At 44.7% G+C, this 18,363-nt stretch carries 14 protein-coding genes and 2 tRNA genes; 13 read left to right on the forward strand and 3 right to left on the reverse strand.

Features of this window, described 5'->3' with window-relative positions; translation table 11 throughout:
• Positions 1-38: 38 nt before the first annotated feature.
• The gene (trpS, locus tag BT_RS19510) at positions 39-1,139 is read right to left on the reverse strand and encodes a tryptophan--tRNA ligase (RefSeq protein WP_008760790.1); all 1,101 of its coding nucleotides are present in this window, start codon (positions 1,137-1,139) and stop codon (positions 39-41) included.
• Positions 1,140-1,569: 430 nt separating this feature from the next.
• Between trpS and carB the strand changes: the two genes are divergently transcribed.
• On the forward strand, positions 1,570-4,791 hold the full coding sequence (gene carB, locus BT_RS19520) for a carbamoyl-phosphate synthase (glutamine-hydrolyzing) large subunit (protein WP_011109000.1): 3,222 nt from the start codon (positions 1,570-1,572) through the stop codon (positions 4,789-4,791).
• A gap of 856 nt (positions 4,792-5,647) precedes the next feature.
• Here carB and BT_RS19525 read toward each other — a convergent pair.
• Positions 5,648-7,633, reverse strand: coding sequence for a family 20 glycosylhydrolase (locus tag BT_RS19525; protein WP_011109002.1), 1,986 nt, complete (start codon positions 7,631-7,633; stop codon positions 5,648-5,650).
• Between the two features lie 146 nt (positions 7,634-7,779).
• Here BT_RS19525 and yaaA point away from each other — a divergent pair, with 146 nt between their 5' ends.
• From yaaA to tsf, 12 genes are all read left to right on the forward strand, one after another.
• Positions 7,780-8,553, forward strand: a complete 774-nt coding sequence (gene yaaA / locus BT_RS19530; protein WP_011109003.1) for a peroxide stress protein YaaA — start codon at positions 7,780-7,782, stop codon at positions 8,551-8,553.
• 5 nt (positions 8,554-8,558) lie between these two features.
• Complete coding sequence (locus BT_RS19535) at positions 8,559-9,110, forward strand: sugar O-acetyltransferase (RefSeq protein WP_008764140.1); 552 nt, start codon at positions 8,559-8,561, stop codon at positions 9,108-9,110.
• Between the two features lie 235 nt (positions 9,111-9,345).
• A tRNA-Val gene (locus BT_RS19540) sits at positions 9,346-9,420 on the forward strand.
• Between the two features lie 32 nt (positions 9,421-9,452).
• Positions 9,453-9,527, forward strand: a tRNA-Val gene (locus tag BT_RS19545).
• Between the two features lie 139 nt (positions 9,528-9,666).
• Positions 9,667-11,013, forward strand: a complete 1,347-nt coding sequence (gene purB, locus BT_RS19550; protein WP_008760796.1) for an adenylosuccinate lyase — start codon at positions 9,667-9,669, stop codon at positions 11,011-11,013.
• 75 nt (positions 11,014-11,088) lie between these two features.
• Positions 11,089-12,579 carry a pseudouridine synthase gene (locus tag BT_RS19555; RefSeq protein ID WP_008760797.1) on the forward strand — a complete coding sequence of 497 codons (1,491 nt, stop codon included), beginning with the start codon at positions 11,089-11,091 and terminating at the stop codon, positions 12,577-12,579.
• Between the two features lie 27 nt (positions 12,580-12,606).
• Entirely contained in the window at positions 12,607-14,010 is a 1,404-nt protein-coding gene (gene asnS, locus BT_RS19560) for an asparagine--tRNA ligase (RefSeq protein ID WP_008760798.1), read from the forward strand.
• A gap of 139 nt (positions 14,011-14,149) precedes the next feature.
• A complete protein-coding gene (locus tag BT_RS19565) occupies positions 14,150-14,641 on the forward strand; it encodes a DUF4488 domain-containing protein (RefSeq protein WP_008760799.1) in 492 nt (163 codons plus the stop codon).
• Positions 14,642-14,945: 304 nt separating this feature from the next.
• Positions 14,946-15,407 carry a 50S ribosomal protein L13 gene (gene rplM / locus BT_RS19570; RefSeq protein ID WP_008760800.1) on the forward strand — a complete coding sequence of 154 codons (462 nt, stop codon included), beginning with the start codon at positions 14,946-14,948 and terminating at the stop codon, positions 15,405-15,407.
• A 6-nt stretch (positions 15,408-15,413) separates the two neighbouring features.
• Positions 15,414-15,800 (forward strand): 30S ribosomal protein S9, encoded by a 387-nt coding sequence (rpsI, locus tag BT_RS19575; protein ID WP_011109004.1) that lies wholly within the window; start codon positions 15,414-15,416, stop codon positions 15,798-15,800.
• Between the two features lie 121 nt (positions 15,801-15,921).
• Positions 15,922-16,758: a 30S ribosomal protein S2 gene (gene rpsB / locus BT_RS19580; RefSeq protein WP_008760802.1), complete on the forward strand. Its 837-nt coding sequence runs from the start codon at positions 15,922-15,924 to the stop codon at positions 16,756-16,758.
• A gap of 125 nt (positions 16,759-16,883) precedes the next feature.
• Complete coding sequence (tsf, locus tag BT_RS19585; protein ID WP_008764142.1) at positions 16,884-17,876, forward strand: translation elongation factor Ts; 993 nt, start codon at positions 16,884-16,886, stop codon at positions 17,874-17,876.
• A gap of 58 nt (positions 17,877-17,934) precedes the next feature.
• Here tsf and BT_RS19590 read toward each other — a convergent pair whose 3' ends face one another.
• Entirely contained in the window at positions 17,935-18,285 is a 351-nt protein-coding gene (locus BT_RS19590) for a translation initiation factor (protein ID WP_008764143.1), read from the reverse strand.
• Positions 18,286-18,363 lie beyond the last annotated feature (78 nt).

Consider the following 18,363-nt stretch of genomic DNA (forward strand, 5'->3'; position numbering starts at 1 on the left):
CGGCAGCCTTTACTTTATTATATTCGTCTTTATTATCTTTATTCCTGTGAAGCCGCGAAGCGTTTCACCTGCTCTTCAATCAGTTCTTTGTCATCGAAATAGTTGATCTTCATAGCCTTCTTCACATCCGCCAATGTTTCGGCAGCGGCAGCTCTGGCTACTTCGCATCCTTTTTGTAGCATCTCGTAAACGGCAGGAATATCCTTGCTGAACTCTTTACGACGATTGCGGATCGGTTCCAGTGTTTCCTGCATGATAGCGTTCAGGAAGCGTTTTACCTTCACATCACCCAGTCCACCGCGTTGATAATGCGCTTTCAGTTCATCCAGATTCGGATAATCCGGCAGATAGCGTTCGAAGTGTTCCGGACGGCAGAAAGCATCCAGGTATGTAAATACGGTATTACCTTCAATCTTGCCCGGATCCTGTACGCGGAGGTGTCCCGGATCGGTATACATACTCATGATTTTCTTCTGAATTTCTTCCGGTTCTTCCGACAGGTAGATACAGTTGCCGAGTGATTTACTCATCTTGGCTTTGCCGTCCGTTCCCGGCAGACGCAGGCAGGCAGCGTTGTCCGGCAACAGGATTTCCGGTTCTACCAGCGTTTCGCCATAGATATAGTTGAAACGGCGGACGATTTCACGAGCCTGTTCGAGCATCGGTTCCTGGTCTTCACCGACGGGGACGGTGGTTGCCCGGAAGGCAGTAATGTCCGCAGCCTGACTGATAGGATAAGTGAAGAACCCTACAGGGATGCTTGCCTCAAAGTTACGCATCTGTATTTCTGATTTCACAGTCGGGTTACGTTGTAAGCGGGATACGCTTACGAGGTCCATATAGTAGAAACTAAGTTCGCAAAGTTCCGGAATCTGTGACTGGATGAAGATGGTAGCCTTGGACGGGTCTATTCCACATGCCAGATAGTCAAGAGCAACCTCAATTACATTTTGACGTACCTTCTCCGGATTATCTATATTGTCCGTCAACGCTTGTGAATCGGCAATAAAGATAAACATCTTACTATAATCACCTGCATCTTGCAGGTCAACTCTGCGCTTCAATGAACCTACATAGTGTCCGATATGAAGTCTCCCGGTAGGGCGGTCACCGGTGAGTATGATTTTTTCTTTTCCCATTGTTGTTACCTTATTATAATAGATTTAGCGACAAAGATAAGGATAAAAAATGAAAGATGCGTCAAAATGGAGCTACTTCGTTACTAATGCTTACTATTGCTGGCTTTTGGTATCAGATGGCAGGGGGACGGTGCCTGTTTTCACAGTAACAAAGCAAATAAAAGAGAATATTCTTCTTCAAATTCTTTGTAGTTTTAGAAATATGTCGTTACTTTGCACAAATTTTGAAATCGACAATGAATCAACAAGAAATAAGAAGTAAGTATTATCTACATTCGGATGTTTTCCACCCGGAATCAACAACCTTCTTCTTTTTTCTCCAAAAACGATATTTTAGTTCTTTGGTAATGCGTTAATCCTTTTACGAGGGTAACGCATTTTTTTTATTGGCAAAACTTAGAAATAACAACTTACTATAACAACAAAAGAAATGGAAAAGGAAATCAAGAAAGTTCTCGTTTTGGGTTCTGGAGCACTCAAAATCGGACAAGCCGGAGAATTTGACTACTCAGGCTCACAAGCACTGAAAGCTTTGAAAGAAGAAGGTATCAGCTCAGTATTGGTAAACCCGAACATCGCAACCATTCAGACTTCTGAAGGAATTGCCGATAAAGTGTATTTCCTTCCCGTAACTACTTATTTCGTAGAAGAGATTATCAAGAAAGAACGTCCCGACGGCATCCTGCTGGCATTTGGCGGACAGACTGCATTGAACTGCGGCGCCGAACTGTACACGCAAGGTATTCTTGATAAATATGGAGTGAAAGTACTCGGTACATCGGTAGAAGCTATCATGTACACGGAAGACCGTGACCTGTTCGTGAAGAAACTGGATGAAATCAATATGAAGACTCCGGTAAGTCAGGCGGTAGAAAGCATGGAGGATGCCATCGCTGCTGCCCGCAAGATCGGTTATCCGGTGATGGTACGTTCGGCTTACGCGTTGGGAGGTCTGGGTAGCGGTATCTGCGCTAACGAAGAAGAATTCCTGAAACTGGCCGAAAGCTCTTTCGCCTTCTCCAAGCAGATCCTGGTAGAAGAATCTCTGAAAGGCTGGAAAGAAATCGAGTTCGAAGTGATCCGCGACGCGAACGACCACTGCTTCACTGTAGCCAGCATGGAAAACTTCGACCCGCTGGGTATCCACACCGGTGAATCTATCGTAGTAGCTCCGACCTGCTCATTGGACGACAAAGAACTGAAACTGTTGCAGGAACTGTCTGCGAAATGTATCCGTCACCTCGGCATCGTAGGTGAATGTAACATCCAGTATGCGTTCAACTCAGATACGGACGACTACCGTGTGATCGAAGTAAATGCTCGTCTGAGCCGTTCTTCCGCGCTGGCATCCAAGGCTACCGGTTATCCGCTGGCATTCGTTGCCGCCAAGATCGCATTGGGTTACTCACTCGACCAGATCGGTGAAATGGGCACTCCGAACTCTGCATATCTTGCTCCGCAACTGGACTACTATATCTGTAAAATCCCTCGTTGGGACTTGACGAAATTCGCCGGTGTATCCCGCGAAATCGGTTCAAGCATGAAGTCGGTAGGTGAAATCATGTCTATCGGCCGCTCTTTCGAAGAAATCATCCAGAAAGGTCTTCGTATGATCGGACAAGGCATGCACGGTTTTGTCGGTAATGACGATGTACACTTCGACGACCTTGACAAGGAACTTTCACGTCCGACAGACTTGCGTATCTTCTCCATCGCACAAGCTATGGAAGAAGGATATTCCATCGACCGCATCCACGAACTGACTAAGATCGATCCTTGGTTCCTCGGCAAGCTGAAGAACATTGTTGACTACAAGGCGAAACTGTCTACATATAATAAGGTGGAAGATATTCCGGCTGACGTGATGCGCGAAGCTAAAATCCTTGGTTTCTCTGATTTCCAGATTGCCCGCTTCGTACTGAACCCGACCGGCAACATGGAAAAGGAAAATCTGGCAGTACGCGCTCACCGTAAAGCCCTGGGCATCCTTCCGGCAGTAAAACGTATCAATACTGTTGCTTCCGAACATCCGGAACTGACTAACTATCTGTATATGACTTATGCAGTAGAAGGTTACGATGTAAACTATTATAAGAATGAGAAATCAGTAGTCGTACTGGGTTCGGGCGCTTACCGTATCGGTAGCTCGGTTGAATTTGACTGGTGCTCGGTGAACGCAGTTCAGACTGCCCGCAAACTGGGTTACAAGTCTATCATGATCAACTACAACCCCGAAACGGTTTCTACTGACTACGATATGTGCGACCGTCTGTACTTCGACGAACTCTCTTTCGAACGTGTACTCGACGTGATCGACCTTGAACAACCGCGCGGTGTGATCGTATCCGTAGGCGGACAGATTCCGAACAATCTGGCTATGAAGTTGTATCGCCAGTCAGTTCCTGTACTGGGTACTTCTCCGGTTTCCATCGACCGTGCCGAAAACCGTAACAAGTTCTCGGCAATGCTCGACCAGCTTGGCATCGACCAGCCGGCTTGGATGGAACTGACCAGCCTTGAAGAAGTGAAGGGATTTGTAGAAAAAGTAGGTTATCCGGTATTGGTTCGTCCTTCTTACGTACTCTCGGGTGCGGCTATGAACGTTTGCTACGATGACGAAGAACTGGAAAACTTCCTGAAGATGGCTGCCGAAGTATCTAAAGAATATCCGGTAGTTGTTTCTCAGTTCCTCGAAAATACAAAGGAAATTGAGTTCGACGCGGTAGCTCAGAACGGTGAAGTGGTTGAATACGCTATTTCCGAGCACGTAGAATTTGCCGGTGTACACTCCGGTGACGCTACACTGGTATTCCCAGCACAGAAGATTTACTTTGCAACTGCCCGCCGCATCAAGAAGATCAGCCGTCAGATTGCTAAAGAACTGAATATCTCCGGTCCGTTCAACATCCAGTTCCTTGCCCGCAACAACGAGGTGAAGGTAATTGAATGTAACCTGCGTGCTTCCCGTAGCTTCCCGTTCGTATCTAAGGTGCTGAAACGCAACTTTATCGAAACAGCTACCCGCATCATGCTGGATGCTCCGTACAGCCAGCCGGACAAGACTGCGTTCGACATCGACTGGATCGGTGTGAAAGCTTCTCAGTTCTCTTTCTCCCGTCTTCACAAGGCTGACCCTGTTTTGGGCGTGGATATGTCTTCTACCGGTGAAGTAGGTTGTATCGGCGACGATTTCTCTGAAGCATTGCTGAACGCAATGATCGCTACAGGATTCAAGATTCCGGAAAAGGCGGTGATGTTCTCTTCCGGTGCTATGAAGTCTAAAGTAGATTTGCTGGATGCGAGCCGTATGCTGTTTGCCAAGGGATATCAGATTTATGCTACTGCCGGAACGGCTGCATTCCTGAATGCTCACGGTGTAGAAACAACTCCGGTTTACTGGCCGGATGAAAAACCGGGTGCTGAGAACAACGTGATGAAGATGATCGCTGACCATAAGTTCGACTTGATCGTCAACATTCCGAAGAACCACAGCAAACGTGAGTTGACGAATGGTTACCGTATCCGTCGTGGTGCTATCGACCATAACATTCCGTTGATCACCAATGCCCGTCTGGCAAGTGCTTTCATCGAAGCATTCTGTGAACTGAAACTGAGTGATATTCAGATTAAGAGCTGGCAGGAATATAAATAAACTGCTTTAGCTGTATATATATTGAGGAGACTCTCTCTTTGGCATACCAAAGAGGGAGTCTCTTCTTTTGTAGATATGACTCTTCTTTTTGTTTGTTGTCTGCGGTGTAATGAGTCGTAAGATAGTGCTAATGTTCTCTTCAGCTCCTTATATACTTGCTTTTTCCTATAAGGAAAGTAGGAATAGAGTGCCGTTCTCTTTAGCTCTTCACGGCCGTGAACAGGTCTGCTCATGGCTGTGATCAACTCTTGTCACGACCGTGATCAACTCTTGTCACGACCGTGAACAATGCTTGCCACGGCCGTGAACAACTAAAGAGATCGGTGTCTTAATGGAACAATAAAGGCACTATAAGAGAAAGATACCGGTAGTATACGGTATTTGTTGCGTAGGATCAGGACTCGGATGAAGTAGGCTTGATGGGGAGATAGCAGTAGGTGAGATGAACAGTGAGATTGGGAGGGAAGTGACAATAAAATGTATGGATGCAGCTATTGTCACCGTATTATCACCGCTTATTATCACCGATGATATGTTTATAATCAGTTAGTTAACTTCGAAAAGTGATAAGTGACAATAAAAAAGCGTTTTATTGCTTAGGGAAGAAACGTTTGTGTAGCTTTTGGTTATACAGGTTTGAATTGATTCGTAACGGTTCAAAAATGAATGAAACAGTAGTATCTCCATTGGGGGCACCCCCATTTTAAGATACTATTACTATCATTTTGCTCAAATCCGTACGTAAATGAAATGAATGATTGTGCTTCTTCCAGAAGCGGATTACACAGATTGATACGGTTTTTGGTAGATTGTACCGCTAAAAAAATGTGAAATCTGTGTAATCCGTATCTAAATCTTATGGTTTGCTTACGCAATAATTGTATACTTTCAGATTCTGTACCTTACTATTAAAGTTTCCTGCTTTCTCCAGCGGGAAAACTAGTGTACGTACATAGTTCATTGAATCTTTTCCCGCATTAAAGTAAAGTTTCTGCGTATTCATTTCATCAACCACTTTACCGTTGACTCTCAGCGTTGTGCTGCGATTGTTTCCTTCTATCTGAATTGTTGCTTTTTCTCCCGGATTCACTTTGTAGGGGAAGGTATTCAGATAGCCGTCGCGTGCAAATCCCATCATCCCCCGAATAGGGTCTGACAGATAGAATACGGCGTTAGGCGAACGGAACAATTCGGTTCCTTCACTTTCTTTTGCTCCGGTAATGTCGAAACTGACAGTGTAATTATAGCCAATTTCCGGATAATCGGAAGTGCTGCCGGGAGCGACTGTGGAACGTTCGTATACCAATTCCGGCTTTTTGCCGATTCTTGCCAGTTGGTTGACTCCGGGCGCTTCGCTGAGGAGGGCACGTTTTTCATTGAATGTTTCATAAGGAATGCCCGTTTGAGCGCCTGTCCACATCTTTACAGAGAGTGTTTGCAGGGGCGAGAATATACGGTGATGGATGTCTTTCACCGAGATACCGTTGCCGACATGGTCGTTCCAGATGGCAAACATACCGCCAAGAATGGAAGGATGTTTTTCGTCGAATACAGCTTTGCCGATATGGGCGGGTGTCCACTCCTTATATAAGTATGGTTCGTTGAGGTAATCATAATAGTAGCCGGCTTTCGGAACGATATATACCAGTCCGTCCGGAATACTGATCAGTTGATATCCGTCTTTGATCATAGTTGCCGGATCGGCGTATCCGTTGTACCAAGCATTCATGACGACATTTTCTGATTTGACGGGCGTATCGCCTTTGGCATGGCTGAGCGCGCCCCATACGACTGCTTGCTTGCCGAAACCTTCCACAAAACGGATGTAATGGTCGGTGAAAGCACGGAATTTTTCTACCACGTCTTTCTTCGCGTTCGAGTATTCGTCTGTACCGATATGTACACGCTTGCCTACGAATACCGGATTGTCGCCCTCCAGATATTCTTTGAACAGAGCATCTACGAATTCGTAAGTTTCCGGCTTGAATAAGTCAAGGTGATCCATGCCGTACTCCTTGCTTCCGATTTCCGGTTTGTAATGGGTGAGAGCCAGTGAGTGGGCGGGAACGTCAATTTCCGGAATGATTTCCACGAAGTTGGATGCCGCTTGTTTCTGGAAATCGATGAATTCTTTCTTGGAGTACGAGCCGTCACGGGCTGTCAATCCCGGATAAGTCTCCGATTCCAGCCGGAAGGCAGCGTAAGTCTTGTCCCAGTTGTGTTCGAAGTATTGCTTGAATCCATTATCGTTCAGATGGACTTGCAGGGTGTTCATTTTGTAGTAAGCCATGATTTTCACCAAGTCCTGCAGATAAGCCATCGGAATGAACTTACGGCCACAGTCTATCATGAAACCGCGAAGCGGATAATCGGGATAATCACGAATCGTTCCTTGCGGGAGTGAGCGTTCCTGATTTTGTTCCGCCAGTTGCAGGAGTGTGCGTGTGCTCCAGTAAAGACCGGTCGGGGTGGGAGCGGAGATGGCTACACGGTCGGTTATCTTGATGGCGTAACCTTCCTCACCGAGCTTCTTGTCTGCCGACAAGGATAGGACGAAATCGCCGGACGTGGCTTTGCCTTGTGCTACGCTTAATGTCTGCCCGAACATCTGTTGATAATCGTCGGCGAACATCCGGGCTATTCTCAGTAATTCGGGATTTTGGGAAGTGCAGACGATTCGGGTGTCTTTTCCCGGAGTGAAGTTACCGTCTTTTCCCGTCCATTGTTTGAGTTCGGGGACAACAAACGGTTTCGGGTTGACAGCGGCACGGGTTAAGCTACCCGTCAGACAAAAGATGACCAATAAGGCCAGAGCTTGCAAAGATACAAACTTGTTTCTCATAAGGGGGATTTTTGTGTTTTTGTTAATTAATAAATGATTATAGTTAATTATTGGCTGAAAGTAGGCATAATTTGGATATCTGTCAACAAGTGAAGCTATTTATTTTTTATTTTTGTGTTTTTCAAAATGATTAAACCTGATTCAGAATGTTAGTACTTCTATCTTGTGCCAAGACGATGAGTGCGGTGTCGAAGGTGAAAGTTCCTTTGACCACGAGTCCCCGTTTTCAGAAGGAAGCGGCGGAAATAGCGTTGCAGATGTCCCAGTTTTCTGTAGACGAATTAGAACGTCTGCTGCGTGTAAACGCAAAGATTGCTGTGGAGAATTATAAACGTTATCAGGCTTTTCATGCGGAAACCACTCCGGAATTGCCTGCTTTGCTGGCATATACCGGCATTGTATTCAAACGGCTGAATCCGAAGGACTTCTCTGCAGAAGATTTCGGGTATGCGCAGGAACATTTGCGGCTGACTTCTTTCTGTTACGGTCTGTTGCGTCCTTTGGACGTGATTCGTGCTTATCGGCTGGAGGGAGATGTCGTATTGCCTGAACTGGGGAATCAGACTTTGTTTTCTTATTGGCGGTCGCGTCTGACGGATACGTTCATAGAGGACATCCGATCGGCAGGAGGAATCTTGTGCAATCTAGCCAGTGACGAGATGAAAAGCCTGTTTGACTGGAAGCGGGTGGAGAGCGAAGTCCGTGTGGTCACTCCCGAATTTCATGTCTGGAAGAATGGAAAGCTGGCTACGATAGTGGTGTATACCAAGATGTCCCGTGGCGAGATGACACGTTTCATTTTGAAAAATAAGATCGGAACTCCGGAGGAACTGAAAGGATTCTCGTGGGAAGGGTTCGAGTTTGACGAATCGCTTTCGGATGAAAGGAAATTGGTATTTATTAATGGGATGGGAGAATAAGGAATATGACAGAAGTAGAGAAGATGCGTAGCAGCCAGTTGGCTGATATGTCCGCGCCGGAGTTGCAGGTGCGTTTTGAGCATGCCAAGAAGTTGCTGGCGATCATGCGCGGGTTGAGCACGTATGATGACGGGTACAGAGAATTGCTGGAAGAACTGGTGCCGGGTATTCCTGAAACTTCGGTGATCTGTCCTCCTTTCCATTGCGATCACGGAGACGGGATAAAGTTGGGCGAACACGTCTTTGTCAATGCCAACTGTACTTTTCTGGACGGAGGGTATATCACAATCGGTGCCCATACGCTAGTCGGCCCTTGCGTACAGATTTATACACCGCATCATCCGATGAATTATCTGGAGCGTCGCGGTTCGAAAGAGTATGCTTATCCGGTTACGATCGGCGAGGATTGCTGGATTGGCGGCGGTGCTGTCATTTGTCCCGGTGTGACGATTGGCAACCGTTGTGTGATAGGAGCGGGAAGCGTCGTGACGAAAGATATTCCCGACGACAGTGTTGCAGTCGGGAATCCGGCGCGCCTTATCCGTAAGCAGGCTTGACCGGGAATCTTATTTCCCGGATTTGAGTGTTCCCACATTGTTGGCTTTATCTTGTTCTGTTTAGTGGACAGGCTTGGAGAAGGGAAAGTTGCATGAAAAAAACTTTTTTCATTATTTGCTGATAATCAGTTGGTTTTTATTTTTGATAAAAAGTTTCTTGAAAAATAATATGCAAAATGTTTGGAGGTTTCAAAAAAAGCCGTACCTTTGCATCGCTTTTGAAACGGAAGTGTACGGGCGCTTAGCTCAGCTGGTTCAGAGCATCTGGTTTACACCCAGAGGGTCGGGGGTTCGAATCCCTCAGCGCCCACAAAGAATACCGAAACACTTCCGTCAACAAAAGGGCGCTTAGCTCAGCTGGTTCAGAGCATCTGGTTTACACCCAGAGGGTCGGGGGTTCGAATCCCTCAGCGCCCACGAAATAGAAGTCTTACGAAGAAATTCGTGAGACTTTTTTTATTTCTTACCGCTTTTATACAAACTTTCTTTATCCTTTTGCCTTATAACTCAGGAAAAAGAGTTAATTTTGCAGTCTGATAATTATCTAAGAAAACGTATGGAACTTGATGTATTAACGGCCATATCTCCGATTGATGGTCGATATAGAGGCAAAACTAAAGCTTTGGCAGCTTATTTCTCTGAATTTGCACTGATTAAATACCGTGTACAGGTAGAGGTGGAATACTTTATCACCTTGTGCGAACTTCCTTTGCCGCAGTTGAAAGGAATCGATAGCAGCGTGTTTGAAACTTTACGGAATATCTACCGTAACTTCTCGGAAGCAGATGCGCAACGCATTAAAGATATCGAAAGTGTAACCAACCATGATGTAAAAGCCGTAGAATATTTCCTGAAAGAAGAATTCGATAAGCTGGGTGGAATGGATGACTATAAAGAATTCATTCACTTCGGATTGACTTCTCAAGACATTAATAATACGTCTGTGCCTCTTTCTATCAAGGAAGCTTTGGATAAAGTCTATTATCCGCTGATCGAAGAACTGATTGCACAACTGAAAACGTATGCAACAGAATGGGCTGAAATCCCGATGCTTGCCAAAACTCATGGGCAACCGGCTTCTCCGACTCGTTTGGGTAAGGAAGTGATGGTATTCGTTTACCGCCTGGAACGTCAGCTGGCTATGCTGAAAGCATGTCCGATCACTGCAAAATTCGGTGGCGCTACCGGAAATTACAATGCTCATCATGTAGCATATCCTCAATATGACTGGAAACAATTCGGTAATCGGTTTGTTGCAGAGAAACTGGGACTGGAGCGCGAAGAATATACCACTCAGATTTCGAACTACGATAACTTGTCTGCTGTCTTTGACGCGATGAAACGTATCAACACCATAATGGTGGATATGAACCGTGACTTCTGGCAGTATATTTCTATGGAATACTTCAAGCAGAAGATCAAAGCCGGTGAGGTAGGATCAAGCGCGATGCCGCATAAAGTGAATCCGATCGACTTTGAAAATGCGGAAGGTAATTTGGGTATCGCAACTTCTATTCTGGAACACCTGGCTGTGAAACTGCCTGTTTCCCGTTTGCAGCGTGACCTGACAGACTCTACGGTGCTCCGTAATGTAGGCGTGCCTTTCGGTCATATCGTGATTGCTATTCAGAGTTCACTGAAAGGACTTCGCAAACTGTTGCTGAACGAACCGGCTATTTACCGTGATCTGGACAACTGCTGGAGCGTAGTGGCTGAGGCAATCCAGACGATTTTACGCCGCGAGGCTTACCCGCATCCGTATGAAGCATTGAAAGCTTTGACCCGGACCAACCAGGCTATTACAGAAAGTTCTATTAAAGAGTTTATCGAAGGCTTGAACGTAAGCGAAGATATTAAAAAAGAGTTAAGAGCAATTACTCCGCATACATATACGGGACTTTAATTGTTTACTTATACAATAAACGTGTTTTTTAAATAGGCCGTGAGGCCAAAGTCTAATTTTATTCGAATAAAAAAAATGAGCACAGAAAACGAAGAATGGCGCGAAAATTCTTACAATGAGGAGAATACAGGTGCCGGCCGTGATGGTAACAAGTCTTACAACAGAGAAGGTGGAGAACGTCCGTATCGTCCTTCTTACAACCGTGAAGGTGGGGATCGTCCGTATCGCCCGCGATTTAATCCGAATAGTGAAGGTGGAGAGCGCCCACAGCGTTCTTATGGTGAACGTTCTTATGATCGCCCCCAACGTCCTTCTTACAATCGTGAAGGTGGAGACCGTCCGTATCGTCCTCGCTTCAATAGCAACAATGAAGGAGGCGAACGTCCGCAACGTCCTTACAACCGCGAAGGTGGTGAACAACGTTCTTATGATCGTCCTCAACGCCCTTCTTACAACCGTGAAGGTGGAGACCGTCCGTATCGTCCGAGATTTAATCCGAACGGCGAAGGTGGCGATCGTCCGCAGCGTCCTTACAATCGTGAAGGTGGCGAGCAACGCTCTTATGGCGACCGTCCGTACCGTCCCCGTTTTAACAGTGGCGAAGGTGGCGACCGTCCTCAGCGTCCTTATAACCGCGAAGGTGGTGATCGTCCATATCGTCCCCGCTTCAACAGTGGTGAAGGTGGTGGCTACCGTAATAACAACGGTGGTGGCTATCGTCCGAGATTTAACAATGACCGTTCGCAGGGTGGCTATCGTCCGCGTCCGCGTACCAGTGATTACGATCCGAATGCTAAGTATAGCATCAAGAAGCAGATTGAGTACAAGGAACAGTTTGTTGATCCGAACGAACCGATTCGTCTGAATAAGTTCTTGGCTAATGCCGGTGTTTGCTCACGTCGCGAAGCTGATGAGTTTATCACAGCAGGTGTGGTTTCTGTAAACGGTGAAGTAGTAACTGAATTGGGTACAAAGATCAAACGCTCGGATGTGGTGAAGTTCCACGATGAACCGGTAAGCATCGAACGTAAGGTATACGTACTGTTGAATAAGCCGAAAGATACGGTTACTACATCGGATGATCCGCAGGAACGCCGCACGGTAATGGATCTGGTAAAAGGCGCTTGCAACGAACGCATTTATCCGGTAGGGCGTCTTGACCGCAACACGACTGGTGTACTTCTGTTGACAAATGACGGTGACCTGGCTTCCAAGCTGACACACCCGAAATTCTTGAAAAAGAAAATATATCATGTTCATCTGGACAAGAACCTGACAAAAGCAGATATGGATCAGATTGCAGCCGGCGTACAGTTGGAAGACGGTGAAATCCATGCAGATGCTATCAGCTACACAGATGATTTCAAGAAAGACCAGGTAGGTATCGAGATTCACTCCGGCAAGAACCGTATCGTTCGCCGTATTTTCGAATCACTGGGATATAAAGTAGTAAAACTCGACCGTGTATTCTTTGCCGGACTGACCAAAAAAGGTCTGCGCCGCGGAGACTGGCGTTACCTGTCGGAAGCAGAAGTAAACTACCTCCGCATGGGGTCGTTTGAGTAATATATAATATTGTATTAAAAAAGTTTTATGGAAAAGATTGGTAGAACAAAAATTGTTGATCTGTTGAAGCGCGAAGATATTGGCGCTATGGTCAATGTGAAAGGATGGGTTCGCACCCGCAGAGGTAGCAAACAAGTTAACTTTATCGCACTGAATGACGGTTCTACAATAAATAATGTGCAGATCGTAGTAGATCTGGCTAATTTCGATGAAGAGATGCTGAAACTGATTACTACCGGGGCTTGTATTAGCGTGAACGGAGTAATGGTGGAATCTGTGGGTTCCGGTCAGAAGGTGGAAGTGCAGGCTAAAGAAATCGAAGTGCTGGGTACTTGCGACAATACATATCCATTGCAGAAAAAAGGTCACTCCATGGAATTCTTGCGTGAGATCGCTCACTTGCGTCCGCGTACCAATACCTTTGGTGCAGTGTTCCGCATTCGTCACAACATGGCGATTGCTATTCACAAGTTTTTCCATGAAAAGGGATTTTTCTATTTCCATACACCGATTATCACAGGTTCCGACTGTGAAGGTGCCGGACAGATGTTTCAGGTAACTACCATGAATCTGTATGACTTGAAGAAAGACGAAAGAGGTTCTATCTCTTATGATGACGACTTCTTTGGCAAGCAGGCAAGTTTGACAGTATCCGGTCAGTTGGAAGGTGAATTGGCTGCCACTGCTTTGGGCGCTATCTACACATTCGGTCCTACTTTCCGTGCCGAAAACTCCAATACTCCCCGCCATTTGGCAGAGTTCTGGATGATTGAGCCGGAAGTTGCGTTCAACGACATTGCTGATAATATGGACCTGGCAGAAGAGTTTATCAAATATTGTGTGAAATGGGCGTTGGATAACTGTGCGGATGATGTGAAGTTCCTGAACGATATGTTCGATAAGGGCTTGATTGAACGTCTGCAAGGTGTATTGAAGGATGATTTCGTTCGTTTGCCTTATACGGATGGTATCAAGATTCTGGAAGATGCCGTTGCGAAAGGTCACAAGTTCGAATTCCCTGTTTACTGGGGGGTAGACTTGGCTTCCGAGCACGAACGTTATCTGGTGGAAGAACACTTCAAACGTCCGGTGATTCTGACTGATTATCCGAAGGAAATCAAAGCCTTCTATATGAAGCAGAACGAGGATGGAAAGACAGTACGTGCGATGGACGTTCTTTTCCCGAAGATCGGTGAGATCATTGGTGGTTCTGAACGTGAAGCGGATTATAACAAGTTGATGACTCGTATTGAAGAAATGCATATCCCGATGAAGGATATGTGGTGGTATCTGGATACCCGTAAGTTCGGTACTTGTCCTCACTCCGGTTTCGGACTCGGTTTTGAACGTCTGTTGCTGTTTGTAACAGGTATGTCAAATATCCGTGACGTGATACCGTTCCCACGTACACCGAGAAATGCTGATTTCTAATATTTCGGTATATTTATGTAAAACTCGCATAATCTTTTGATTGTGCGAGTTTTTTTATGCATTTGATTGTTACTTTCTCAAAATAAATCTTTATATTTGGACATGCGCATTCAAGAGTGTTAACTAAAATCATATTGTCATGAAAAAGCTCTATTTCTTTACCATGCTTTCAATTATGTTGTTAGCGGTAACAGGTGCGACGGCCCAAAAGAAAACCAAATTCAAACCGGCCGATTTGAAAGGGATCTGGCAGTTGTGCCATTATGTATCAGAATCTCCCGATGTTCCGGGATCGTTGAAACCCAGTAATACATTTAAGGTATTGAGTGATGACGGCAGAATCGTGAATTTTACCATTATTCCCGGTTCGGATGCGATTATCACAGGATATGGTACGTATAAACAGTTGACTGATGATTCTTATAAAGAGAGTATCGAGAAGAATATCCACCTTCCGATGCTCGATAATCAGGATAATATTCTGGAGTTTGAAATAAAGGATAATGATTATCTGCATTTGAAATACTTCATCAAGAACGATCTGAACGGAAATGAACTGAACGCTTGGTATTATGAGACCTGGAAACGGGTGGAGATGCCGGCTAAGTTTCCGGAAGATATTGTGCGATAAATTAGATTGCAATATAGATTCTTTGTTGTTTTTTGACCTCCCCGGTGTCAATCCGGAGGAGGCCTTTTTATTTTCTGCACCTTATCTACAAATATAGTAAGTTTCCCTTGTCATTCAACCCGATAAATCCAAAAAAAGCTAGAAATAGTTTGCCAATTCAAAGAAAAGCCGTACTTTTGCAAGCCGATTATTATCACAAAATGATAAGAGATTAATTCATAGCAAGTTAGTCCTCCTTTGTCCGGGGAGGCTGATATGTGGTGAAGAAAATTTTTAGTAGTAACATTTAAAAAACAAAATTAGAGTGGATACTTTAAGTTACAAGACCATTTCTGCAAACAAAGCGACCGTAACCAAAGAATGGGTTATCGTTGACGCTACAGACCAAACTTTAGGTCGTCTGGGAGCAAAAGTTGCAAAATTGCTGAGAGGAAAGTACAAACCAAACTTTACTCCTCACGTAGACTGCGGTGATAACGTTATTATCATCAATGCAGACAAAGTAAAACTGACTGGTAACAAATGGAATGACAGAGTATATTTGTCATATACAGGCTACCCTGGTGGTCAGAGAGAAATGACTCCTGCCCGTTTGATCACTAAACCGAACGGCGAAGAGAGATTACTGAAAAAAGTAGTGAAAGGTATGCTTCCTAAGAATATCTTGGGAGCTAAATTGCTGGGTAACCTGTATGTATACGCTGGTAGCGAACACAAACATGAAGCTCAGAGCCCGAAAATGATTGATATTAATTCATATAAATAAGATATAATGGAAGTAGTAAATGCATTAGGCAGACGTAAACGTGCAATTGCACGTGTATTCGTAAGCGAAGGTACAGGAAAGATTACTATTAACAAGAGAGACCTTGCAGAGTACTTTCCATCAACTATACTTCAGTATGTTGTAAAACAACCATTGAACAAGCTGGGTGCTGCTGAGAAGTATGACATCAAAGTAAACTTGTGTGGTGGTGGCTTCACTGGCCAGTCTCAGGCATTGCGTTTGGCAATCGCTCGCGCATTGATTAAGATGAACGCTGAAGATAAGGCTGCACTTCGTGCTGAAGGCTTCATGACTCGTGACCCACGTTCTGTAGAGCGTAAGAAACCGGGACAGCCGAAAGCTCGTAGAAGATTCCAGTTCAGCAAGCGTTAATGTGCTGCCTGACCGAGGAATATGTTTAGTATCTAAACTACTGGGACTCTGCTCATAGACTACCCAGCGGTTGGTTTAGAAAAAACAAAAAAGAAAGTAAACGATTTAAAGAAAAAACAAGATGTCAAGAACAAATTTTGATACTTTATTGGAAGCCGGTTGCCACTTCGGACACCTTAAGAGAAAGTGGAACCCTGCAATGGCTCCTTATATTTTCATGGAACGCAATGGTATTCACATCATTGACCTCCACAAAACAGTTGCAAAAGTAGACGAAGCTGCTGAAGCTTTGAAACAGATTGCCAAATCAGGCAAGAAAGTTCTTTTTGTTGCTACTAAAAAACAAGCAAAGCAGGTTGTAGCTGAGAAAGCTCAGTCTGTTAATATGCCTTATGTAATCGAGCGCTGGCCGGGTGGTATGTTGACCAACTTCCCGACTATCCGTAAGGCTGTGAAGAAGATGGCTACTATCGATAAATTGACTAACGATGGTACATATTCTAACCTTTCTAAGAGAGAAGTTCTTCAGATCTCTCGTCAACGTGCAAAATTGGACAAGACTTTGGGTTCTATCGCTGACTTGACTCGTCTGCCGTCTGCATTGTTCGTTATCGACGTAATGAAAGAAAATATCGCAGTTCGTGAAGCTAACCGTCTGGGTATCCCTGTATTCGGTATCGTTGATACTAACTCTGATCCTACAAACGTTGACTTCGTAATTCCTGCTAACGATGACGCTACTAAATCAGTAGAAGTTATCCTGGATGCTTGCTGTGCTGCAATGATCGAAGGTTTGGAAGAAAGAAAAGCTGAAAAGATCGATATGGAAGCTGCTGGTGAAGCTCCTGCAAACAAAGGCAAGAAGAAATCAGTAAAAGCAAGACTCGACAAGTCTGATGAAGAAGCTATCAATGCAGCGAAAGCTGCTGCCTTCATCAAGGAAGACGAAGAGGCTTAAATATATAAATGTGCCAATTTGCTAGCGTGCAGGCGTGTGGTAGTTACCTCATCCTGCATTGTATTGGCAGATTGGCACATTTTTTGTTTTGAAAATTATTATTCATTTAAATAAAGGAAATTATTATGGCTGTAACTATGGCTGATATTACCAAGCTGCGCAAAATGACCGGAGCTGGTATGATGGATTGCAAGAATGCATTAACAGAAGCTGAAGGCGATTACGACAAGGCAATGGAAATTATCCGTAAGAAAGGACAAGCTGTTGCTGCTAAGCGTTCAGAACGTGATGCTTCTGAAGGTTGCGTTTTGGCTAAGACTACCGGTGACTATGCCGTTGTCATTGCTCTGAAGTGTGAAACTGACTTTGTGGCTCAGAATGCTGATTTTGTGAAACTGACTCAGGATATTCTTGATCTTGCTGTGGCTAACAAATGCAAGACATTGGACGAAGTAAAAGCTTTGCCGATGGGTAACGGTACTGTACAGGATGCAGTGGTTGACCGTAGCGGTATCACAGGTGAGAAAATGGAGCTTGATGGTTACATGACTGTAGAAGGAACAAGCACTGCTGTTTACAATCACATGAACAGAAACGGTCTTTGCACCATTGTTGCTTTTAACAAGAACGTTGACGACCAGTTGGCTAAGCAAGTAGCTATGCAGATTGCTGCCATGAATCCGATTGCTATTGATGAAGATGGCGTTTCTGAAGAAGTAAAGGAAAAGGAAATTGCTGTTGCTATCGAGAAAACAAAAGCTGAACAGGTACAGAAAGCTGTAGAAGCTGCTTTGAAGAAAGCTAACATCAACCCTGCTCATGTAGATAGCGAAGAGCACATGGAAAGCAATATGGCTAAGGGCTGGATTACAGCTGAAGATATAGCTAAGGCAAAGGAAATTATTGCTACCGTTTCTGCTGAAAAGGCTGCACATCTGCCGGAACAAATGATTCAGAACATCGCTAAGGGTCGTCTGGGCAAGTTCTTGAAAGAAGTTTGTCTGCTGAATCAGGAAGATATTATGGACGCTAAGAAGACTGTAAGAGAAGTATTGGCAGCTGCTGATCCTGAACTGAAGGTTCTTGACTTTAAGCGCTTCACTCTGAAAGCTGAATAATTTATCTCAAAAAGATAATAGAGAAGGGCGGAACTTTGATGGTTTCCGCCCTTTTTTATTATCCTCCGACCCCTTTGGTCTTTGTATATCCTTCTTTTATCAGCAGGTCTATCACTTTCTGCTTGAAATCTCCCTGTACGATGATTTCTCCGTCTTTGGCCGAACCTCCGACTCCGCATTTACTTTTTAGCATTTTTCCGAGTTCTTTTTGGTCATTCTCTGTTCCAACGAATCCGGTGATGAGTGTAACTACTTTGCCGCCACGGTTTTTTCGGTCGAGAGAAACCCGAAGGTTCTGTTTGCTCTTGTCCAGCGTCACTTGTTCCTGATCGTCATCCATGTCATAGTTGAAATCAGGATTTGTAGAGTAGACCACGTTCAATCTATCTTTCCAATCATTATTTTTCATATACTTCAACTTTTATTGTGTCAAAAGTAATATTTTGTGGGGAACTTTGCAATCTTTTGTTTACTTTGGCGTCTAATA

This window comes from Bacteroides thetaiotaomicron VPI-5482, assembly GCF_000011065.1.
Lineage (GTDB): Bacteria > Bacteroidota > Bacteroidia > Bacteroidales > Bacteroidaceae > Bacteroides > Bacteroides thetaiotaomicron.